A 16,976-nucleotide genomic window follows, 5' to 3' on the forward strand; every position below is an offset into this window, starting at 1 on the left:
GGCGGCGGCCGGACACCACCGCCGAGAAGGTCCGGCGGCGGACGGCTCCCCCTGTGCACCCCCGCCGCCGGACCGCGGTCCGCTCCGGGCGGGACATGGGAAAGGAACGGGAGTCCAGGTGGCAGCGCACCGCAGGACCCGGCAGCGCGTCGCGGGCGGCGCCACGGCCCGCGCGGCCGTCGCCATCGCCCTCGCCGGAGCGGCCACCGCGACCGGCCTCGGCGGGACGGGACACGCCGATCCCCCGCCGGCACCGGACCGCGTCAGGGCCGACGTGCACAAGCTGTACCGGGAGGCGGAGGTCGCGACCGAGAAGTACAACGGCGCGAAGGAGAAGGCCGAGTCGGCCCGGCGGCGGCTGCGCGACCTGCAGGACGAGGCGGCCCGCGGGAAGGACCGGCTCAACTCCGCGCAGGAGGCCCTGGGCACGGTCGCGGCGGCGCAGTACCGCGGCGGCGGCCTCGACCCCGCCCTGCAGCTCTTCCTCTCCGAGGACCCGGACGGCTACCTGGACGGGGCCGCGCTCGCCGAACGGGTGGGCAGCCGCCGGCAGGCGGCGGTGGGGAGCGTACGCGCACAGCTCCGGGAGCTCGAGCGGCTGCGCGGCGCCGCGCGCGTCGAGGTGGCCTCGCTGGTCTCCCGCCGGGCCGAGCTGAGGCGGCACAAGGAGACGATCGACGGCAAGCTGACCGCCGCCCGCCGGCTGCTGGCCCGGCTGCCCCCCGGACAACGCGCGGCGCCCGTCGACGGCACCGGCCGCGCCCCGCACTCCTCGGCGGACGCCCGGGACGCCGCCCTCACCGCTCCCGGCCCCCGCGCGGCCGAGGCCGTCTCCTACGCCTACGCCAAGCTCGGCAGCCCCTACGTCTGGGGCGCGACCGGCCCGGACGCCTTCGACTGCTCGGGCCTCGTCCAGGCCGCGTACCGCTCCGCCGGCGTCTCCCTGCCCCGCACCACCTACGCCCAGATCGGCGCCGGCCGCCGCGTCCCCCGCTCCGAACTCCTCCCCGGCGACCTGGTCTTCTTCTACTCCGGCATCAGTCACGTCGGCATCTACGTCGGCGACGGCCTCATGATCCACGCCCCCAACCCCTCGGCCCCGGTCCGCGTGGCCCCCCTCGACGAGATGCCGTTCGCGGGCGCGACGCGGGTGGTGTGAGGACCGCTCAGACCAGTCGTCGCGCCGTCGCCCAGCGGGTCAGTTCATGGCGGTTGGACAACTGGAGCTTGCGCAGGACCGCCGAGACGTGGGACTCGACCGTCTTCACCGAGATGAACAGCTGCTTGGCGATCTCCTTGTAGGCGTAGCCGCGGGCGATCAGGCGCAGGACCTCCCGCTCGCGCTGGGTGAGGCGGTCGAGGTCCTCGTCGACCGGCGGGGCCTCGGTCGAGGCGAAGGCGTCCAGGACGAAGCCGGCCAGACGCGGCGAGAAGACCGCGTCCCCCTCCTGGACCCGGAAGATCGAGTCGATCAGGTCGGCACCGGTGATCGTCTTGGTCACGTATCCGCGCGCGCCGCCCCGGATCACCCCGATCACGTCCTCCGCCGCGTCCGACACGGACAGGGCGAGGAAACGGACCGGCTGCTCGGCGTCGCCCATCAACGGGGCGCAACGGCGCAGCACTTCGACGCCGCCGCCACCGGGCAGGTGCACGTCGAGCAGGACCACCTCGGGCCGGGTCGCGGTGATGACCGTGACCGCCTGGTCGACGTCGGCGGCCTCGCCGACCACCTCGACCCCCGTCTGCCCGGTCTGCCCTATCTCGGCCTGGACCCCCGTGCGGAACATGCGGTGGTCGTCGACGAGGACGACCCGCACATGGCGCCCGGCGGTACCGGCGGCCGGCTCCGCGGCCCCGGCCCCCCGTCCCGCTCCCGCCGTTCCGTTCGCCTCGGTCGGCTCGCTCATGACGTCTTCTCCGCCCTCTCCATCTCCAGCTCGACCTCCGTGCCGCCGTCCGGCACCGCGCGCAGCCGCGCCGTGCCGCCGTTGCGCTCCATGCGGCCGATGATCGATTCTCTGACGCCCATCCGGTCGGCGGGTATCGAGTCCAGGTCGAAGCCGGGGCCGCGGTCCCGGACGGACACGAAGACCGTCCTTCCCTCGACTTCGGCGTAGACCTGCACCGCGCCTCCCTCGCCACCGTACTTGGCGGCATTGACCATCGCTTCGCGCGCGGCCTGCATCTGCGCGCCGATCCTCTCGTCGAGCGGGCAGTCGCCGACGACCACGACCTCGAGGGGGACGCCGTGCTTGTCCTCCACCTCGGCGGCGTTGCGCTTCACGGCCTCGGCGAGGGTGGCGGGCTCGTCGTCCTCGTCCTTGCCGTTGCCCTCCGGCTTGTAGAGCCAGGCACGCAGGTCGCGCTCCTGGGCCCGGGCCAGGCGGCGCACCTCGCCCGCGTTGTCCGCGTTGCGCTGGATCAGGGTGAGGGTGTGCAGCACCGAGTCGTGGACGTGGGCGGCGACCTCCGCGCGCTCCTGGGCGCGGATGCGCATCAGGCGCTCCTCCGAGAGGTCCTGTGTCATGCGCACGAGATAGGGGCCGGCGAGGAGCGTGATGCCGACGAGGACCGCGAGGGCCGCCTGGAGCACCGAGCCGAGGTGGCTGCCGGAGCCCCGCAGGACGAAGATGCCCGAGGCGCCCGCCGTCACCAGCAGCACACCGGCCCCGGCCCGCAGCAGGGTGACCGTGCGCCGGCGGCGCCCGACCTCCACCCAGCGGGCCCGGCGGGCGTTGTCCGCCTGCCGCCAGACCAGGGCGACGCCCGCCCCGACCAGCACGGTCGGCCAGAGGTAGGCCCTGGTGCCGTTGCTCAGGTTCACGTTGCCCACGAAGATCATGGCCACGACGACCATGAGGAGCAGGGCGACGATCTGCCCCTTGTCCGGTTTCCGGGTGACGAGTCTGCGCCGGCCGTCCGGCGAGGTCTCCGTCGTCACCAGCGAGGGCGGCCTCTGCGCGTCCACACCGCCGACGCCCAGCGGTACGAAGAACCAGAACGCGGCGTACAGCAGCGCGCCGAGACCGTCGGCCATGAACAGGCCGACGAAGACGAGACGTACCCAGATCACGGGCAGCCCGAGGTGTCCGGCGAGCCCCCGCGCCACACCACCGAGCCAGCGTCCGTCACTGCTGCGGTAGAGCTTGCGCGGCGGCCGCGGCTCGGCTACGGGCGCTGCTGCGGCTTCCGACATGCCAATGATGGTCACACGCCCGAAGTGCCGGAGCATCAGGGTCGGTCCCGGAGACTCCCCTGATCTCCGCGGTCCGGGCCCGTCGAACGCTCCCCCGGCCCTCCTCGGGGACCGATATCAGGGTCCGGCCAGGGTCGTACCGACTGCCGTCGCGGCGGATCGCCCGCCACCATGGACCCATGACCGATCACCAGCACGCCGCGGCGGGTCCGGGACCCGCCTCCGCCCCGGCGGGGGCGACCGCCCCGCCACCGGAGCCGGCCGACGGGAGCGGACGCTTCCGTCGCGACCGCCGGCACCAGATGCTCGGCGGGGTGTGCGCGGGGCTCGGCCGGCAGTGCGACATGGACCCGGTGATCTTCCGGATCACGCTCGCGGTCCTGTCCGCCACCGGCGGCATCGGCCTCATCTTCTACGGCTTCGCCTGGCTCCTCGTCCCGTACGAGGACGAGGAGGAGAACGAGATCCGCCGGCTGCTGACCGGCCGGGTCAACGGCCACACCCTGACGGCCGTGCTGTTCGCGCTGGTCGGCTGCGGCGTCTTCCTCACCCTGCTGAACAACGACGGGGTGCTGAGCTTCGCCGTCATACTGTCCCTGCTGCTCGCCGGCGCCGGGTACTGGTCGCGGCGGCGCGGTGCCCCCAGCCCCGACCACCTCGCCGCCCAGGCGGTGGCCGACGCCCCGCCGGAGCCCCAGGCCCCGCCGGCCCCCGCCGCCTTCCCCTCGTGGTGGCGCGACCCCATCGTCAAGGACGGCACGCACGTCGGCGGCACGGGCTATCTGTGGGGCCCCCGGGACACCCGTGATGCCGACATCGCCGCCGCCGTCGGCATCGGCCTCGACGCCCGCACCGGCCCCCGCGGCACGGCGTACGCACCGCCGCCCCGGCCGCGCGGCCCCCGCGGGACCGGCGGCTGGATCTTCCTGCTCGCCCTGCTCGCGGGCGGCCTCGGTACCGGGCTGACCTGGGAGCAACACCCCCTGGGGACCAGCCTGCAGACCGGTCTCGCCTGCGCGCTCGCCGTCTTCGGCATCGGTGTGGCCGTCAGCGCGTTCCTCGGCCGCACCGGGGCGGGATCGATCATCATGGCGGTCGTCACGGCGGGCCTGCTCGCCGGTTCCGCCGCCCTGCCCAAGGACATCGGCACCGACTGGACACGCACGACCTGGGAACCCGCCTCGGTCGCACGGATACGCCCGGTCTACGACCTGGGCGCCGGCGAGGGCGTCCTGGACCTGTCCGCGATACGCGTCCCCGCGGACGGGACCGTATCGACGCGGGCCGATGTCGGTCTGGGCCGGGTCCACGTGATCGTGCCCAGGGACGTGACCGTGAGGCTGAGCATCGACGTGGGGGTGGGCGACATCCAGCTGCCGGGCGACAAGCAGAAGGACGTGGACGTGGCACCGGGCAAGCACGAGGAGGTGACCCTGGAGCCGCCGGCCGGCGTCGAGGAGGCGGGCACGCTCGACCTCGACCTCCAGGTCGGCGCGGGGCAGGCGGAGGTGAGCCGTGCTGCGTCATGAGTTCCAGCCGGGCCGGCTGGTGGCCGGCGCCTTCCTCACCCTCGCCGCGGTGATCTACGCCGGTGACGCGGGCGGCCTTTGGGAGACCCCCTGGTTCGTGATGATCCCCGTGGTCACCGGCGGGCTCTGTCTGGCCGGCGCGGTGGGTTCCCTGACCGGTCTGGCGCGCCGCCGCCGAAACGGGCCGACTCGCCGGAGGACCGACACGGAGACGCCTCTCTGAGGGGCGTCACCGGTCCTCCCCCGTCCGCTGCCGCCGCCGCGCCCGAAGAGCGGCGTCCACGGACAGCAGCGGAGCACCCGCCAGCACCAGCGGGGTCCAGGCCATCAGATACGGGAGGTCGTTGCCGTAGTAGTACGGATCGGCGGCCCAGCTCACGGTCAGCCACAGGCTGAGGGAGATCAGCGCCCCGCCCAGGGCGGCCAGGCGGGTGAGCAGTCCGAGCAACGCACCGATGCCGACGGCCAGTTCCCCGAAGGCGATGACGTAGCCGAACGCGACCGGACCCTCCAGCGCCATGTCGACCAGGGCGGGGACGGCGGAGGAGTCCCGGACGCCACGCATCATGTCGCCGATCGAACCGGCGCCGGAGTTCTTCATGAACGCGCTGTCCGTGAGTTTGTCCAGGCCGGCGTAGACGAAGGTGACTCCGAGGAAGATCCTCAGGGGGACGAGGGCGTAACGGGCGGCGGTGTCCCGCCAGTCCCTGTCGCCGCCGAGGCGTGGGGAGTGCGTCTCCGTGTGCGTACCGTGAGTCATCGCTGTCCTCCGCGTCAGTCCGTACGTAAGGCAATCGTCCCCACCTCGCCCCCCGGGCGCGGGGTTCTTCCCGGGAAACGGTACGGGTCCGTGCGGGCCGGCGGCTTTGCAAACCGGTGCCCGCGGGCGCCCTGCGTCGGTGCGGGCCGGGGGTGTTCGCGCGGCGCGGCGCTCGCGGGGCGCCTCTCCCCCTCCCTCCTGCACACACCGCCCACCCGTGCCGCAGGCACGGGCACACGTGCCCCCGCTAGTCCGTCACGTCGATCGCGTAGCGGTTCGTCTCCACGCCCGCCGCCGTGATGACCTGTACCTCCACCCGCCCCGGCTCCACCTCCGCCGGAACCGGCACGGTCAGCAGCGAGTCCGTCGGGTTGTCGAAGCCGCCCGTCACCGGGACCAGCGGCACGTGCACGTTCACCGCCCCCACCCGCACCACCATCCGCGACAGCCGGTCCGCCCCCTGCGCTCCCGCCGGCACGAACCCGGCCCCACGGATCTCGATGTCGTCCCCGGTCCGGATCGGCGCGTCCAGGTCACCGGCCTCCCGCGCCCGCACCACCGACAGAATGACCGGACGTCCGCCCTCCGCGTACTTCCCGGCGAGGTACGTCGCCGCCGACACCAGCACCACCACCGCGAGCCCCCACGGCAGATCCGGCAGCTGGTCCGGCCGCCGGGCCAGCCGCACCGCCGCGAACACCAGGGCGACACCACTGATCACGACGTACTGGATGTCGGCGAAGCCCCCCCGCCCCGAGTCGTCGGTCAGCAGGTCCGCGGCCCTGGGCCGGTGGGCGCGCACCTTCTGCAGCCGCTGCCCCAGCACCCGCAGTCCGACCACCCGCCGCACCAGCACGGCGATGCCGCACACCACGGCCAGCACGGTCACCACGCCCGCGCCCCGGGCGAGTTCGAGCCCGTCGATCAGGGCGTCCCGCTCACGCGTCCCGGAGGCGGCCGCCAGCTGCCCCACCAGCACGAGCACCGCGAACGCCAGGAAGAGCACCCAGCACGCGGCCACCGCACGGGACGTGGAGAGCCGGTTGTCCTCCCCGATCACCGGTGCCAGCGCACCCCCCCGCGCGCGGTGGAACCACGACGCGGCGGCCAGCGCCCCGGCCACCACCAGCGCGGCCAGCAACCCCGCGGTGCGCGCGGCGGTCCACCCCGCGCCGATCGCCGTGAGCGCCTGTCCCAGGAGCAGCAGCACGACCCCCGCCCCCGCCGCACCCGCGGTCCGCCGCCACAGCCGCACCAGCCATGCCGCGCCCTCGGCCCGTCCCCGTTCGGCGACGGCCTCCGCGGCCTGCGTCAGCTGCTCCGACACCCACTGCCGGGAGGCGGAGGCGGAGTGGGCCACCGCGGCCGGCACCCCCTGCCCGGCCGCGAGCTCGTCCCGCTTCAGCAGGAACGCGGCGACCGCGCGCCGATGTCCCTCCCGCACCCCGTGCGGACAGTCCCCACAGGTGCAGCCGCCCTCGTGGGATCCCACGCCGGGGCCGCCCTGCCTCGCCTCCTGCACCGCCACGCCCCGAGCCCGCCTTCCCCGCCATCAAAAAAACGACACAAGTACCCCGCGACGAAAGCGAATTGTGCCCTACCGCACGGCCTCCCCGTCCGGCAGGCCCGGCCGGTACGGGCGAACTTCAAAACGCCCGGTTGACGAGCGGGGCCTAGTTCAGCAGATCCGGCTCGCTCCGGCTGATGTCCTGCCACATCGGCTGGTAGTTGATCCACGCCACCAGGTCCCCGCCCAGTTGTTCCCGCGTCGCCACCGCCTGCCGGTGGTCGATGAGGACGGGCCGGCCCGCCGCCTTCGCGGCGAGCTGCACCTGGCAGGACCGTTCCATGGTCATGAACCACCAGGCCGCCGCGTCCACCGAGTCGCCCACGGTGAGCAGCCCGTGGTTGCGCAGCACCAGCGCCTTGTGGGAGCCGAGCACACCCGCGATCCGTCTCCCCTCCTCGGCGTCGACGGTGACGCCGCTGTAGGCGTCGTAGAGGGTGTGGTCCTCGTAGAAGGCGCAGCTCTCCTGGGTGATCGGGTCGAGCAGGTCGCCGAGGGCGGCGAGGGCGCGACCGTGCACCGAGTGGCAGTGGGCGACGGCGACGACGTCGGGCCGGGCCGCGTGCACCTGGGCGTGCACGGTGAACGCGGCCTGGTTGACGTGGTGGCCGCCCTCGACGACCTGGCCGTCCCGGTTGGCGAGCACCAGGTCGCTCACGGTGACCTGCCGGAAGGGCATCCCGAACGGGTTGACCCAGAAGCAGTCGCTGAACTCCGGGTCCCGTGCGGTGATGTGCCCCGAGACCCCGTCCTCGTAGCCGAGCCGCCCGAAGAGCCGCAGCGCGCCCGCGAGCCGTTCCTTTCGGTGCCGGCGCTCGTCCTCGACCGACTCGTGCCTGGGCGGCATGGCGAAGCGCAGCTTGTCGGTGGGCAGCGGCAGGGGCGGCGTGGGCCCGTGCATGAGTCCTCCCGCGGGGTGTGTGTACGGGGCGGAAGTTACCGGCGGGGCGCCCCGTACGACAGCTCTCTTCCGTAAAGATGCGGCACGGGGCTCGTTGCTCCGTCCGGAGGACGTCGCCGATACCCGACACAAGATGTCCGGTATCCCCGCCACACTCGGCTCATGCACACGAACTGGGAGGCTTTCGCCGTCGCCGAGCCGGATCTCGCGAGGACCGTGGAGGAGCGCTTCGCCGCGTACACCCACCACGTCCTCGCGACCCTCCGCAAGGACGGCTCGCCGCGCACCACCGGCCTGGAGGTCCGCTTCCTGAACGGGGAGCTCTGGCTCGGCATGATGCCGGACTCGCTCAAGGCGCTCGACCTGCGCCGCGACCCGCGCTTCGCGCTCCAGGCGAACCCGGGCGGGGGTACGGGCATGGGCGGCGGCGACGTCCGGATCTGCGGCCGGGCGGTCGAGGTCGCCGACGACGACACGAAGACCCGCGCCGCGTACGCCGAAGAGGTGGAACCGCCGGAGCCGTTCCACCTCTTCCGCACCGAGCTGACGGAGGTCGTCCGGACCTGTGTGGAGGACGAGAAGTACCTCGTCCTCCAGGTCTGGAGGCCCGGGGAGCCGGTGCGCACCCTCAGACGGACCTGATCCGAAGGATCACTCCCACTCGATGGTGCCCGGCGGCTTGGAGGTCACGTCGAGGACCACGCGGTTGACGTCCCGCACCTCGTTGGTGATGCGGGTCGAGATCTTGGCGAGGACGTCGTACGGCAGCCGCGACCAGTCGGCGGTCATGGCGTCCTCGCTGGAGACCGGGCGCAGCACGATCGGGTGACCGTAGGTACGGCCGTCGCCCTGGACGCCGACGGACCGCACGTCCGCGAGCAGGACCACCGGGCACTGCCAGATGTCCCGGTCGAGACCGGCCGCGGACAGCTCCTCGCGGGCGATGGCGTCGGCCTCGCGGAGCAGGTCGAGCCGCTCCTTGGTGACCTCGCCGACGATCCGGATGCCGAGGCCGGGTCCGGGGAACGGCTGGCGCTGGACGATCTCCTCGGGCAGGCCGAGTTCCTGGCCGACCATCCGGACCTCGTCCTTGAACAGCTTGCGCAGCGGCTCGATCAGCTTGAACTCGAGGTCCTCGGGCAGGCCGCCCACGTTGTGGTGGGACTTGATGTTGGCGGTGCCGGTGCCGCCGCCGGACTCGACCACGTCGGGGTACAGGGTCCCCTGGACCAGGAACTCCACCGCCGGGCCCTCATCCGCGATGATCTCGGCCTCGGCCTGCTCGAAGACCCGGATGAACTCGCGGCCGATGATCTTCCGCTTCTCCTCGGGGTCGGAGACGCCCTTCAGGGCCGTGAGGAACCGCTCCTGGGCGTCCACGACCTTGAGCTGCACGCCGGTCGCGGCGACGAAGTCCTTCTCGACCTGCTCGGTCTCCCCCTTGCGCATCAGGCCGTGGTCGACGTAGACGCAGGTCAGCTGGGAGCCGATGGCCTTCTGGACGAGGGCGGCGGCGACGGCGGAGTCCACGCCGCCGGACAGGCCGCAGATGGCGCGCTTGTCGCCGACCAGCTCGCGGATCGCGGCGACCTGCTCGTCGATCACGTTGCCGGTGGTCCAGTCCGGGGTCAGGCCCGCGCCCCGGTACAGGAAGTGCTCCAGCACCTGCTGTCCGTGCGTGGAGTGCATCACCTCGGGGTGGTACTGCACGCCGTAGAGCTTCTTCTCGTCGTTCTCGAACGCGGCGACCGGGACGACGTCCGTGGAGGCCGTGACGGAGAAGCCCTCGGGGGCGGCGGAACAGGCGTCGCCGTGCGACATCCAGACGGCCTGCTCCTCCGGGGTGCCCTCGAAGAGGGTGGAGGAGTTCTTCGAGACGTGCAGGTCGGTGCGGCCGTACTCGCGGGCGCCGGTGTTGTCCACCTGGCCGCCCAGGCTCTGGGCCATGAGCTGGAAGCCGTAGCACATGCCGAAGACGGGGACGCCGGCCTCGAAGATCTCGCGGTCGAGGCGGGGGGCGCCCTCCTCGTACACGGACGAGGGGCCGCCGGACAGGATGATCGCCGCGGGGTTCTTGGCGAGGATCTCCTGGACCGGCATGGTGCTCGGCACGATCTCGCTGTAGACCCGCGCCTCGCGGACGCGACGGGCGATGAGCTGGGCGTACTGCGCGCCGAAGTCGACGACCAGAACGGTGTCGGGCGCGTTGGCAGCGGGAGACGCTGATGACACGAGGTGCCTTCCGGCGGTGGGGCGGGGGTCTTGTGCCTCCCAATTCTACCGAGACGGCGGCGAACCCGGTCCAGCCGCCGGGAGCGGGCCCCGTCTCACCATGCGGCCCGTGTTGGACGGCCGCGTCCGGCCGGGCATACTTGCTCCCATGCTCACGCACCCGACCTTCCTCTTTACCTATGGCGACCGGCCCGCCGGCTGCCATGGTCGTGCTGCTTGAGCAACTGACAAGCGACTTCCCAGGCGCCCCGGGCCGACAAGGTCCGGGGCGCCTGGCGTTCTCCTCCGGACCCTGTCGCCCCGGGGCACCGCACCCACCCATCCGAGGAGCCCCGCATGACCACCACCACGACGGAGACCACCGAGAGGACCGGCGCCCGCACCACCGAGGCCGCCGAGCTGATCACCGGCGCCCGCGAGCGGATCGACGCGCTCGACGACCGGATCATCGGTCTGGTGCAGGAGCGGATGGCCGTGTCGGCCGTCATCCAGAAGGAGCGGATCGCCTCCGGCGGCCGGCGGGTGAACCTCTCCCGCGAGATGGAGATCCTCTCCGTCTACCGGGACGCCCTGGGCAAGCCGGGCACCGCGCTCGCGATGACCCTGCTGGAGCTGTGCCGCGGCAGGATCTGAATCCGCGTCCGCGGTGCGGACGCGCGTGCCGCCCCTCACCCGTACGGCGCGTGACCGGGAGGGGGACGGCTTCGTTGGTACCGGTGTCCGCGCCGGCCAGGGGCGGGCCCGAGCAGCACCACGTGTGGCTCGCCGGAGCGATGAGGCGTACGGATCCGTCGTACGCCGTGGGACCTCGCTCCGGGCACGTGACCGGACGGCAGGGGACAGCGGCCCGGTCACCCAGAGAACGGCCGGTCCCGGGGGCGCCCGGGGCCGGCCGGCGAAGATCCGCTCGGGACCGGTCGGCGAAGACCGCCCCGACGGCGCTTTCCGCCCCGGCCGCCCCGGCCCGCGCCCCGTCCACCGCCCGCAGTCGCCCGGTCACCATGCGCGCCCGCGCCGACGGCTCCTCGGGGGCGGAGGCGCGGATGCCGCGCTCACCGTCCTGGACGAACTTCTCCCGGACGTCGCCGGGGAGGGACGAGGACTCCGGTCCGTGCTCTTCGGACGGCTGCCCGGCCACGGGATCGCGGGCCTCCCCTCGGGGGCGGTGCGTGGACGGCCGAGCGTGCGTCGGTGATGATCATCCATTTCGAGTGATCCACGTCACACAAGAATTCCGCGTGTTCCGGGACAACCATCCGCGGGCGTCATTGATCGAACTCACCGAATGCGTCTTCCGCGCACCGCGCGTCGCATCACCCGTGACAAGGGAAGAGGACCTGAGCTCGGAGGGGGGCACAGGTCCTCTTCCCTTGTCCGTGTCAGCCCTTCTTCGGCGGCACCGCGGGCATGCCCAGGAACGGCAGCCGCAGCGCGCCGAACGCCTCCGCCGGGACCGCCGGGGCCTTCGGCTCGACCGCCTCCAGGCGCCGGTAGGCCTCCCCCTGCCCGGGGCGCGGGTCGGCCTCGCCCTTGTTGGGCCAGTACGACATCGCCCGCTCGGCCTGTGCCGTGATGGTCAGGGAGGGGTTGACCCCGAGGTTCGCCGAGACCGCCGCCCCGTCCACGACCGAGATGCCGGGGTGGCCGTAGAGACGGTGGTACGGGTCGATCACACCGGTCTCGCGGGAGCCGCCGATCGGGCAGCCGCCCAGGAAGTGGGCGGTCAGCGGCATCCCCGTCAGCTCGCCGACGTTGGAGCCGGCGAAGCCGTTGATCTCGGCCGCCAGCGCCGAGGCGCCGTCCGTGGCCGCCTTGATCTGCTTGGGGTTGGGGGCGCCGTGCCCCTGCCGGGCCGTGAGCAGGCCGCGGCCGGCCCCGGACGGCTTGAGGTACGTGGTCAGGGAGTTGTCCAGCGACTGCATCACCAGGCCGATGATGGTCCGTTCCGACCAGCGCCGGTTGGACAGGGAACGCAGCAGCAGCCAGGGGTGCCGTGCCGCGTTGCCCAGCCAGCCGAGCACCCTGGCCGCACCCGAACCGCGTCCCGCGTACGGGACCTGGAGGATGGACAGTGCGCCCATCGCGTTGGAGCCGCGGCCGTAGCGGACCGGCTCGATGTGGGTGTTCCCGTCGGGGTGGATCGACGACGTGATGGCCACACCGCGGGTGAAGTCGGCCCTCGGCGCGCCGGTGGCCCTGCGGTAGCGGCGGTCGTCGGTCTGCGCGCCGACGAGGGCCTCGGAGTTGGTGCGGGTCAGCTCGCCCAGCTTCTCCGAGAGGTGCGGCAGCTGGCCGCCCGCCTTCATGCGGTGCAGCAGCGTCTGGGTGCCGTAGGTGCCGGCGGCCAGGACGACCCGGCGGGCCCGGAAGGTACGGCCCTCGCCCCTGCGCCGGTTGTCGGTCGGGAGCGTGCCGACGGCGAATCCGCCCCGCGAGTCCTCCGTGACCGACACGACCGTCGTCATGGGGTGCACGACCGCGCCCGCCTTCTCGGCGAGGTGGAGGTAGTTCTCGTTGAGGGTGTTCTTGGCGCCGTGCCGGCAGCCGGTCATGCACTCGCCGCACTCGGTGCAGGCCCGGCGCGACGGTCCCGCCCCGCCGAAGTACGGGTCGGGCACCTCCTGTCCCGGCTTCGCCCTCGCCTCGCCGTCGGCGTCCCCGCCGTCGCCGAAGAAGACGCCGACCGGGGCCATGTGGAAGGTGTCGCCCACGCCCATCCGCTCGGCAGCCGCCCTCAGGTGCACGTCCGACGGGGTCGTCGTCGGGTTGAGCCGTACCCCGAGCATGCGCTTGGCCTGGTCGTAGTACGGGCCCAGCTCCTCCTGCCAGTCGGTGATGTGCCCCCACTGCGGGTCCTCGAAGAAGGGCTTCGGCGGCACGTAGAGGGTGTTGGCGTAGTTGAGGGAGCCGCCGCCGACACCCGCGCCGGCCAGCACCATGACGTTGCCGAGCAGGTGGATGCGCTGGATGCCGTACATGCCGAGTCTCGGCGCCCAGAGGTAGTTCTTCAGGTCCCAGGAGTTCTTCGGCAGGGTCTCGCGGGTGAAGCGGCGGCCGGCTTCGAGGACGCCGACGGTGTATCCCTTCTCCGTCAGGCGCAGGGCGGTCACGGAGCCGCCGAAGCCGGAGCCGACGACGATGACGTCGTAGTCGTAAGCGTCTTTGGGCACGGGGGGCTCCTCGTCGGGTTCGCGTGCGGGTCGTACGGGGTTCCTCGCGCGGTTCCCCGCGCTCCGGAGGCCGGTCACCTGAACCGGAGTGCCTTCATCAGGCGCAGGCTGCCGCTCATGAAGCGGGCGTACTTCTCGTCGTCCATGCCCAGCGAGGGGGCCATCGGGAGCAGGCGCTGGTGGGCGACGGTCTGGGCCTCGGTGTACTTGAGGATGCCCTCGGAGCCGTGCCGGCGGCCGAGTCCGGAGTCCTTCATGCCGCCCATCGGCGACTGGACGCTGCCGTACGCGGAGGCGTAGCCCTCGTTGATGTTGACCGTGCCGGTGCGCAGACGCGCGGCGATCCCGCGGCCGCGCCGGGCGTCCCTGGTCCAGACCGAGGAGTTCAGGCCGTACGGGGTGGAGTTGGCGCGCTCGACCGCCTCGTCGTCGGAGGAGAAGCGGTAGACGGAGACGACCGGGCCGAAGGTCTCCTCGGAGCAGACGCTCATCGGGGCCTCGACGCCGTCGAGGACGGTCGGTTCGTAGAAGTAGGGGCCGATGTCCGGGCGGGCCGTGCCGCCCGCGAGCACCTTGGCGCCCTTGGCGACGGCGTCCTCGACGTGCCGGGTGACGGCGTCCAGTTGGCGCTGCCCGACCAGCGATCCCATGTCGGCGCCGTAGGCGAGGGAGGCACCGAGGCGGATCGCCCGGGTGCGGGCGGTGAAGCGCTCCAGGAAGGCGTCCGCGACCGACTCGTGGACGTACAGCCGCTCGATGGAGATGCACAGCTGGCCGGCGGAGGAGAAGCAGGCGCGGACGGCGCCCGCGGCGGCCTTGTCGAGGTCGGCGTCCTCCAGGACCAGCATGGCGTTCTTGCCGCCGAGTTCGAGGGAGACGCCGACCAGCCGGGCGGCGGCGCCCCGGGCGACCTCGCGGCCGGTGCGGGTGGAGCCGGTGAAGGAGACGTAGTCGGCGTGCCGGACGACCTCGGGGCCGACGACCGGGCCCTCGCCCAGGACGACCTGGAAGACGTCGGCGGGCAGTCCGGCCTCGATCAGCAGGTCACGGGCCCACAGCGCGGTGAGGCAGGTCTCCGTGTCGGGCTTCATCACGACCGCGTTGCCCGCGACGAACGCCGGGAGCGCGTCCCCGACGGAGAGTTCGAGGGGGTAGTTCCAGGGGGCGATCTGGCCGACGACACCGCGCGGGTGGCGCAGTTCGGTGACCTTCGTGAGGGTCGGCACGGCGCCCGCGTGCCGCTTGGGCCGCAGGTAGGCGGCGGCCCGGCGGCCGTAGTGGCGGGCGGCGACGGCGACGGCCTGCACCTCCTCGTGGGCGTGCAGCCGGGCCTTGCCGGTCTCCAGCTGGATCAGGTCGAGCACCTCGGCCTGGCGGCTCAGCACCAGGTCGTGGAAGCGCAGCAGGACGGCGGCGCGCTCCCGCACCGGGACCCGCGCCCAGACGGCCTGGGCGGCGCGGGCCGCCTCGAAGGCCTTCGCCACCTCCTCGGGCGTCGACTCGGGCAGGTCGGCCAGCTTCTCACCGGTGAACGGCGTGTGGTTGGCGGTCCGGCCGGAGCCGGCCACGCCCTTGGTGAGCTGGGCGACCAGCTCCGGCGTGACCACGTCGGCGGCGGTTCGGGCACCCGCAGGCGCGGGGGCGAGGGGGTTGGTGCCGGTCGTTTCCCGGGTCTGCGCGTCCGTCATGAGCCGCAGGGTATGCCGGGGAGAACACTTTGTGTACCCGTCGGTAACAGATTCCCGCACAGCCCGTACGACGCCAGTGAACGCTGGCAACAAAGCCCCTGATCAGGGCGTTGTCGCTGAGGGGGCCTCAGGTCGGTCATGTTCCGGCCCCGGGCCCCCTGAGAACACCGCCCCTCCCCGGTGCGGCCGGTTCAGAGCGTGTGGACGTCCCAGGACTCGAGGACCGTACGGGCGATCTCCCGTCCGTCCTCGACGAAGTGACCCCTGCCCGGGTAGACGATCCAGAGCCGGTACATGTCGCCGTCCTCGTTCCGGTAGTACGTGACCTGCGCCTCGTGCACCAGGGGCGGCGTGGTGGTCGTCGTGTAGACGATGGTGTTGGTGGCCGCCGCGCGGTCCTCGTACGTGGTCTCGCGCGGCCGCCCCTCGGGCGCCGGCTCGGAGGCGATGCCCCAGCCGTACTCGCCGTCCTTGAGCTCGTTCCAGTGCGAGAACGCCTCCTCCGACGCCGAGGCCTCGAGCTCGCCGTTCTCGTCCTCGGACTTGAGGTCGCGGTCGCTCTCGATCCGCACCATTCCGCTGGGGTCGGTGAAGGAGACGACGGTCCCGTCCGAGTCGTCGGCGGGCTCGTCCTTCACGAACCCCTCCGGCACCGCGAGGGACACACCCGGCCGGTCCCCGAGGTCGTGCTTCTTCCAGCCGTCCGGGAGGGGGCCCGCGAAGGGGTCCGCGACCACCAGGAACGCCGCCACCGCCCCGGCGACCAGCGCCGCGCCCAGCCCGATCAGCGTCCTGCGGCCGATCCGGACGCCCTTGCCGCCGTGGTCCGGCACGGGGAGCGGGCCGATCCGCGTGGCCTGCGGGGCGGGCGGGTTCGCGACCGTCTCCAGCGCGGCGCGGACCTGGGCGGCGTTCGGGCGGCGCGCCGGGTCCTTCTGCAGCAGGGCGGTGATGACGTCGGCCAGCGGTCCCCGCGCGGAGGCGGGCGGCGCGGGGGTGGCGTTGAGGACGGACTGCAGGGTGGCGGGGGTGTTGCTGCGGCGGAACGGCGAGACGCCCTCCGTCGCCGCGTACAGCACCACACCGAGCGACCACAGGTCGGAGGCGGGGCCGGGGCGCCGGCCCAGCACCCGTTCCGGGGCGATGTACTCGGGCGAACCGACGAAGCCGCCGGCGTCGGTCAGGTTGGTGTCGCCCTCGATCCGGGCGATGCCGAAGTCGGTGAGGACGACCCGGTCGTGCCGGCCGAGCAGCACGTTGTCCGGTTTGACGTCCCGGTGCAGGACGCCCGCCGCGTGCGCGGCCTCCAGGGCGCCGAGCACCTCCAGGCCCACCCTGGCCGCCTCGCGCGCGGACAGGGTGCCCTCCTCCTGCAGCACGGCGCCCAGCGAACGGCCCCGGACCAGCTCCATCACGATCCACGGACGGCCGTCGACCACCGCGACGTCGTGGACGCCGACCACCGCGGGGTGGTCGAGCCGGGCGGCCGCGCGGGCCTCGCGTCGCATCCGCTCGAAGGCGTTGGAGCGTTCGCGTTCGGGAAGGTGGTCCGGCACGCGGGGTTCCTTGACGGCGACCTCGCGGTCCACGGTCTCGTCCCTGGCCCGCCACACCGTGCCCATGCCGCCGTGCCCGAGCTTGGCGAGCAGCCGGTAGCGGCCGGCGATCAGCCGGCCGGCGCCGGCGTCGGAGGCCGTGTCGGGATCGGAGGCGGTGTCGGGGTCGGAGGCCGGACCCGGGGCCGGCGGCTGGTGCGGCGTCCGGTCCGGCGACTGTCCGTGCGGCTGCGGCGGGACCACCCGGGTCGGCGTCGCGTACGGGTTGCCGGGGTGCGGCACGGCCGCGGCCGCGCCGGGGTTCGGCGGTTGCAGACCGAAACTGGTGGGCTCGTCGGCTCCGTGCTGGGCTCCCCCGTCATTGCGCATGGTCC

General features: G+C 73.1%; 14 protein-coding genes. 5 read left to right on the forward strand and 9 right to left on the reverse strand.

Annotated elements, in window-relative coordinates:
• Nucleotides 1-118 precede the first annotated feature (118 nt).
• Nucleotides 119-1,159: a C40 family peptidase gene (locus tag ABTY20_RS15380; RefSeq protein ID WP_351997497.1), complete on the forward strand. Its 1,041-nt coding sequence runs from the start codon at nucleotides 119-121 to the stop codon at nucleotides 1,157-1,159.
• A gap of 7 nt (nucleotides 1,160-1,166) precedes the next feature.
• On the opposite strand, the gene ABTY20_RS15385 is transcribed toward ABTY20_RS15380, so the two are convergent.
• Together ABTY20_RS15385 and ABTY20_RS15390 are read right to left on the reverse strand one after the other, a co-directional pair.
• Entirely contained in the window at nucleotides 1,167-1,910 is a 744-nt protein-coding gene (locus ABTY20_RS15385) for a LuxR C-terminal-related transcriptional regulator (RefSeq protein ID WP_351997498.1), read from the reverse strand.
• Entirely contained in the window at nucleotides 1,907-3,199 is a 1,293-nt protein-coding gene (locus ABTY20_RS15390; RefSeq protein ID WP_351997499.1) for an ATP-binding protein, read from the reverse strand. The genes ABTY20_RS15385 and ABTY20_RS15390 overlap by 4 nt, the downstream gene beginning before the upstream one ends.
• Nucleotides 3,200-3,378: 179 nt before the next feature.
• Here ABTY20_RS15390 and ABTY20_RS15395 point away from each other — a divergent pair, with 179 nt between their 5' ends.
• Nucleotides 3,379-4,728 carry a PspC domain-containing protein gene (locus ABTY20_RS15395; RefSeq protein WP_351997500.1) on the forward strand — a complete coding sequence of 450 codons (1,350 nt, stop codon included), beginning with the start codon at nucleotides 3,379-3,381 and terminating at the stop codon, nucleotides 4,726-4,728.
• Nucleotides 4,715-4,951 carry a hypothetical protein gene (locus ABTY20_RS15400; protein WP_351997501.1) on the forward strand — a complete coding sequence of 79 codons (237 nt, stop codon included), beginning with the start codon at nucleotides 4,715-4,717 and terminating at the stop codon, nucleotides 4,949-4,951. The genes ABTY20_RS15395 and ABTY20_RS15400 overlap by 14 nt, the downstream gene beginning before the upstream one ends.
• A 6-nt stretch (nucleotides 4,952-4,957) precedes the next feature.
• On the opposite strand, the gene ABTY20_RS15405 is transcribed toward ABTY20_RS15400, so the two are convergent.
• From ABTY20_RS15405 to ABTY20_RS15415, 3 genes are all read right to left on the reverse strand, one after another.
• Nucleotides 4,958-5,488 (reverse strand): DoxX family protein, encoded by a 531-nt coding sequence (locus ABTY20_RS15405; protein WP_351997502.1) that lies wholly within the window; start codon nucleotides 5,486-5,488, stop codon nucleotides 4,958-4,960.
• A gap of 247 nt (nucleotides 5,489-5,735) precedes the next feature.
• Nucleotides 5,736-7,016 carry a hypothetical protein gene (locus tag ABTY20_RS15410; RefSeq protein WP_351997503.1) on the reverse strand — a complete coding sequence of 427 codons (1,281 nt, stop codon included), beginning with the start codon at nucleotides 7,014-7,016 and terminating at the stop codon, nucleotides 5,736-5,738.
• Nucleotides 7,017-7,161: 145 nt separating this feature from the next.
• Nucleotides 7,162-7,956, reverse strand: a complete 795-nt coding sequence (locus tag ABTY20_RS15415; protein ID WP_351997504.1) for a class II aldolase/adducin family protein — start codon at nucleotides 7,954-7,956, stop codon at nucleotides 7,162-7,164.
• Nucleotides 7,957-8,118: 162 nt separating this feature from the next.
• Between ABTY20_RS15415 and ABTY20_RS15420 the strand changes: the two genes are divergently transcribed.
• The gene (locus tag ABTY20_RS15420) at nucleotides 8,119-8,598 is read left to right on the forward strand and encodes a pyridoxamine 5'-phosphate oxidase family protein (protein ID WP_351997505.1); all 480 of its coding nucleotides are present in this window, start codon (nucleotides 8,119-8,121) and stop codon (nucleotides 8,596-8,598) included.
• Nucleotides 8,599-8,607: 9 nt separating this feature from the next.
• Here the strand turns inward: ABTY20_RS15420 and guaA are convergent, their stop codons facing one another.
• Nucleotides 8,608-10,188, reverse strand: a complete 1,581-nt coding sequence (guaA, locus tag ABTY20_RS15425) for a glutamine-hydrolyzing GMP synthase (RefSeq protein ID WP_351997506.1) — start codon at nucleotides 10,186-10,188, stop codon at nucleotides 8,608-8,610.
• 336 nt (nucleotides 10,189-10,524) lie between these two features.
• Between guaA and ABTY20_RS15430 the strand changes: the two genes are divergently transcribed.
• On the forward strand, nucleotides 10,525-10,821 hold the full coding sequence (locus tag ABTY20_RS15430) for a chorismate mutase (RefSeq protein WP_351997507.1): 297 nt from the start codon (nucleotides 10,525-10,527) through the stop codon (nucleotides 10,819-10,821).
• A 746-nt stretch (nucleotides 10,822-11,567) separates the two neighbouring features.
• Here ABTY20_RS15430 and ABTY20_RS15435 read toward each other — a convergent pair.
• From ABTY20_RS15435 to ABTY20_RS15445, 3 genes are all read right to left on the reverse strand, one after another.
• On the reverse strand, nucleotides 11,568-13,358 hold the full coding sequence (locus ABTY20_RS15435) for a GMC family oxidoreductase N-terminal domain-containing protein (RefSeq protein WP_351997508.1): 1,791 nt from the start codon (nucleotides 13,356-13,358) through the stop codon (nucleotides 11,568-11,570).
• 74 nt (nucleotides 13,359-13,432) lie between these two features.
• Nucleotides 13,433-15,046, reverse strand: a complete 1,614-nt coding sequence (locus ABTY20_RS15440) for a succinic semialdehyde dehydrogenase (protein WP_351997509.1) — start codon at nucleotides 15,044-15,046, stop codon at nucleotides 13,433-13,435.
• 191 nt (nucleotides 15,047-15,237) lie between these two features.
• Nucleotides 15,238-16,971: a serine/threonine-protein kinase gene (locus ABTY20_RS15445; RefSeq protein ID WP_351997510.1), complete on the reverse strand. Its 1,734-nt coding sequence runs from the start codon at nucleotides 16,969-16,971 to the stop codon at nucleotides 15,238-15,240.
• Nucleotides 16,972-16,976 lie beyond the last annotated feature (5 nt).

Source organism: Streptomyces sp. NPDC126497, from assembly GCF_040302425.1.
Classification (GTDB): Bacteria; Actinomycetota; Actinomycetes; order Streptomycetales; family Streptomycetaceae; genus Streptomyces.

Bases quoted from the DNA above. Each gene is read 5' to 3' on its own strand.
- ABTY20_RS15385 (WP_351997498.1), bottom strand. From the start codon at position 1,910: ATGAGCGAGCCGACCGAGGCGAACGGAACGGCGGGAGCGGGACGGGGG.
- ABTY20_RS15390 (WP_351997499.1), bottom strand. From the start codon at position 3,199: ATGTCGGAAGCCGCAGCAGCGCCCGTAGCCGAGCCGCGGCCGCCGCGC.
- ABTY20_RS15395 (WP_351997500.1), top strand. From the start codon at position 3,379: ATGACCGATCACCAGCACGCCGCGGCGGGTCCGGGACCCGCCTCCGCC.
- ABTY20_RS15405 (WP_351997502.1), bottom strand. From the start codon at position 5,488: ATGACTCACGGTACGCACACGGAGACGCACTCCCCACGCCTCGGCGGC.
- ABTY20_RS15415 (WP_351997504.1), bottom strand. From the start codon at position 7,956: ATGCACGGGCCCACGCCGCCCCTGCCGCTGCCCACCGACAAGCTGCGC.
- ABTY20_RS15420 (WP_351997505.1), top strand. From the start codon at position 8,119: ATGCACACGAACTGGGAGGCTTTCGCCGTCGCCGAGCCGGATCTCGCG.
- ABTY20_RS15430 (WP_351997507.1), top strand. From the start codon at position 10,525: ATGACCACCACCACGACGGAGACCACCGAGAGGACCGGCGCCCGCACC.
- ABTY20_RS15440 (WP_351997509.1), bottom strand. From the start codon at position 15,046: ATGACGGACGCGCAGACCCGGGAAACGACCGGCACCAACCCCCTCGCC.
- ABTY20_RS15445 (WP_351997510.1), bottom strand. From the start codon at position 16,971: ATGCGCAATGACGGGGGAGCCCAGCACGGAGCCGACGAGCCCACCAGT.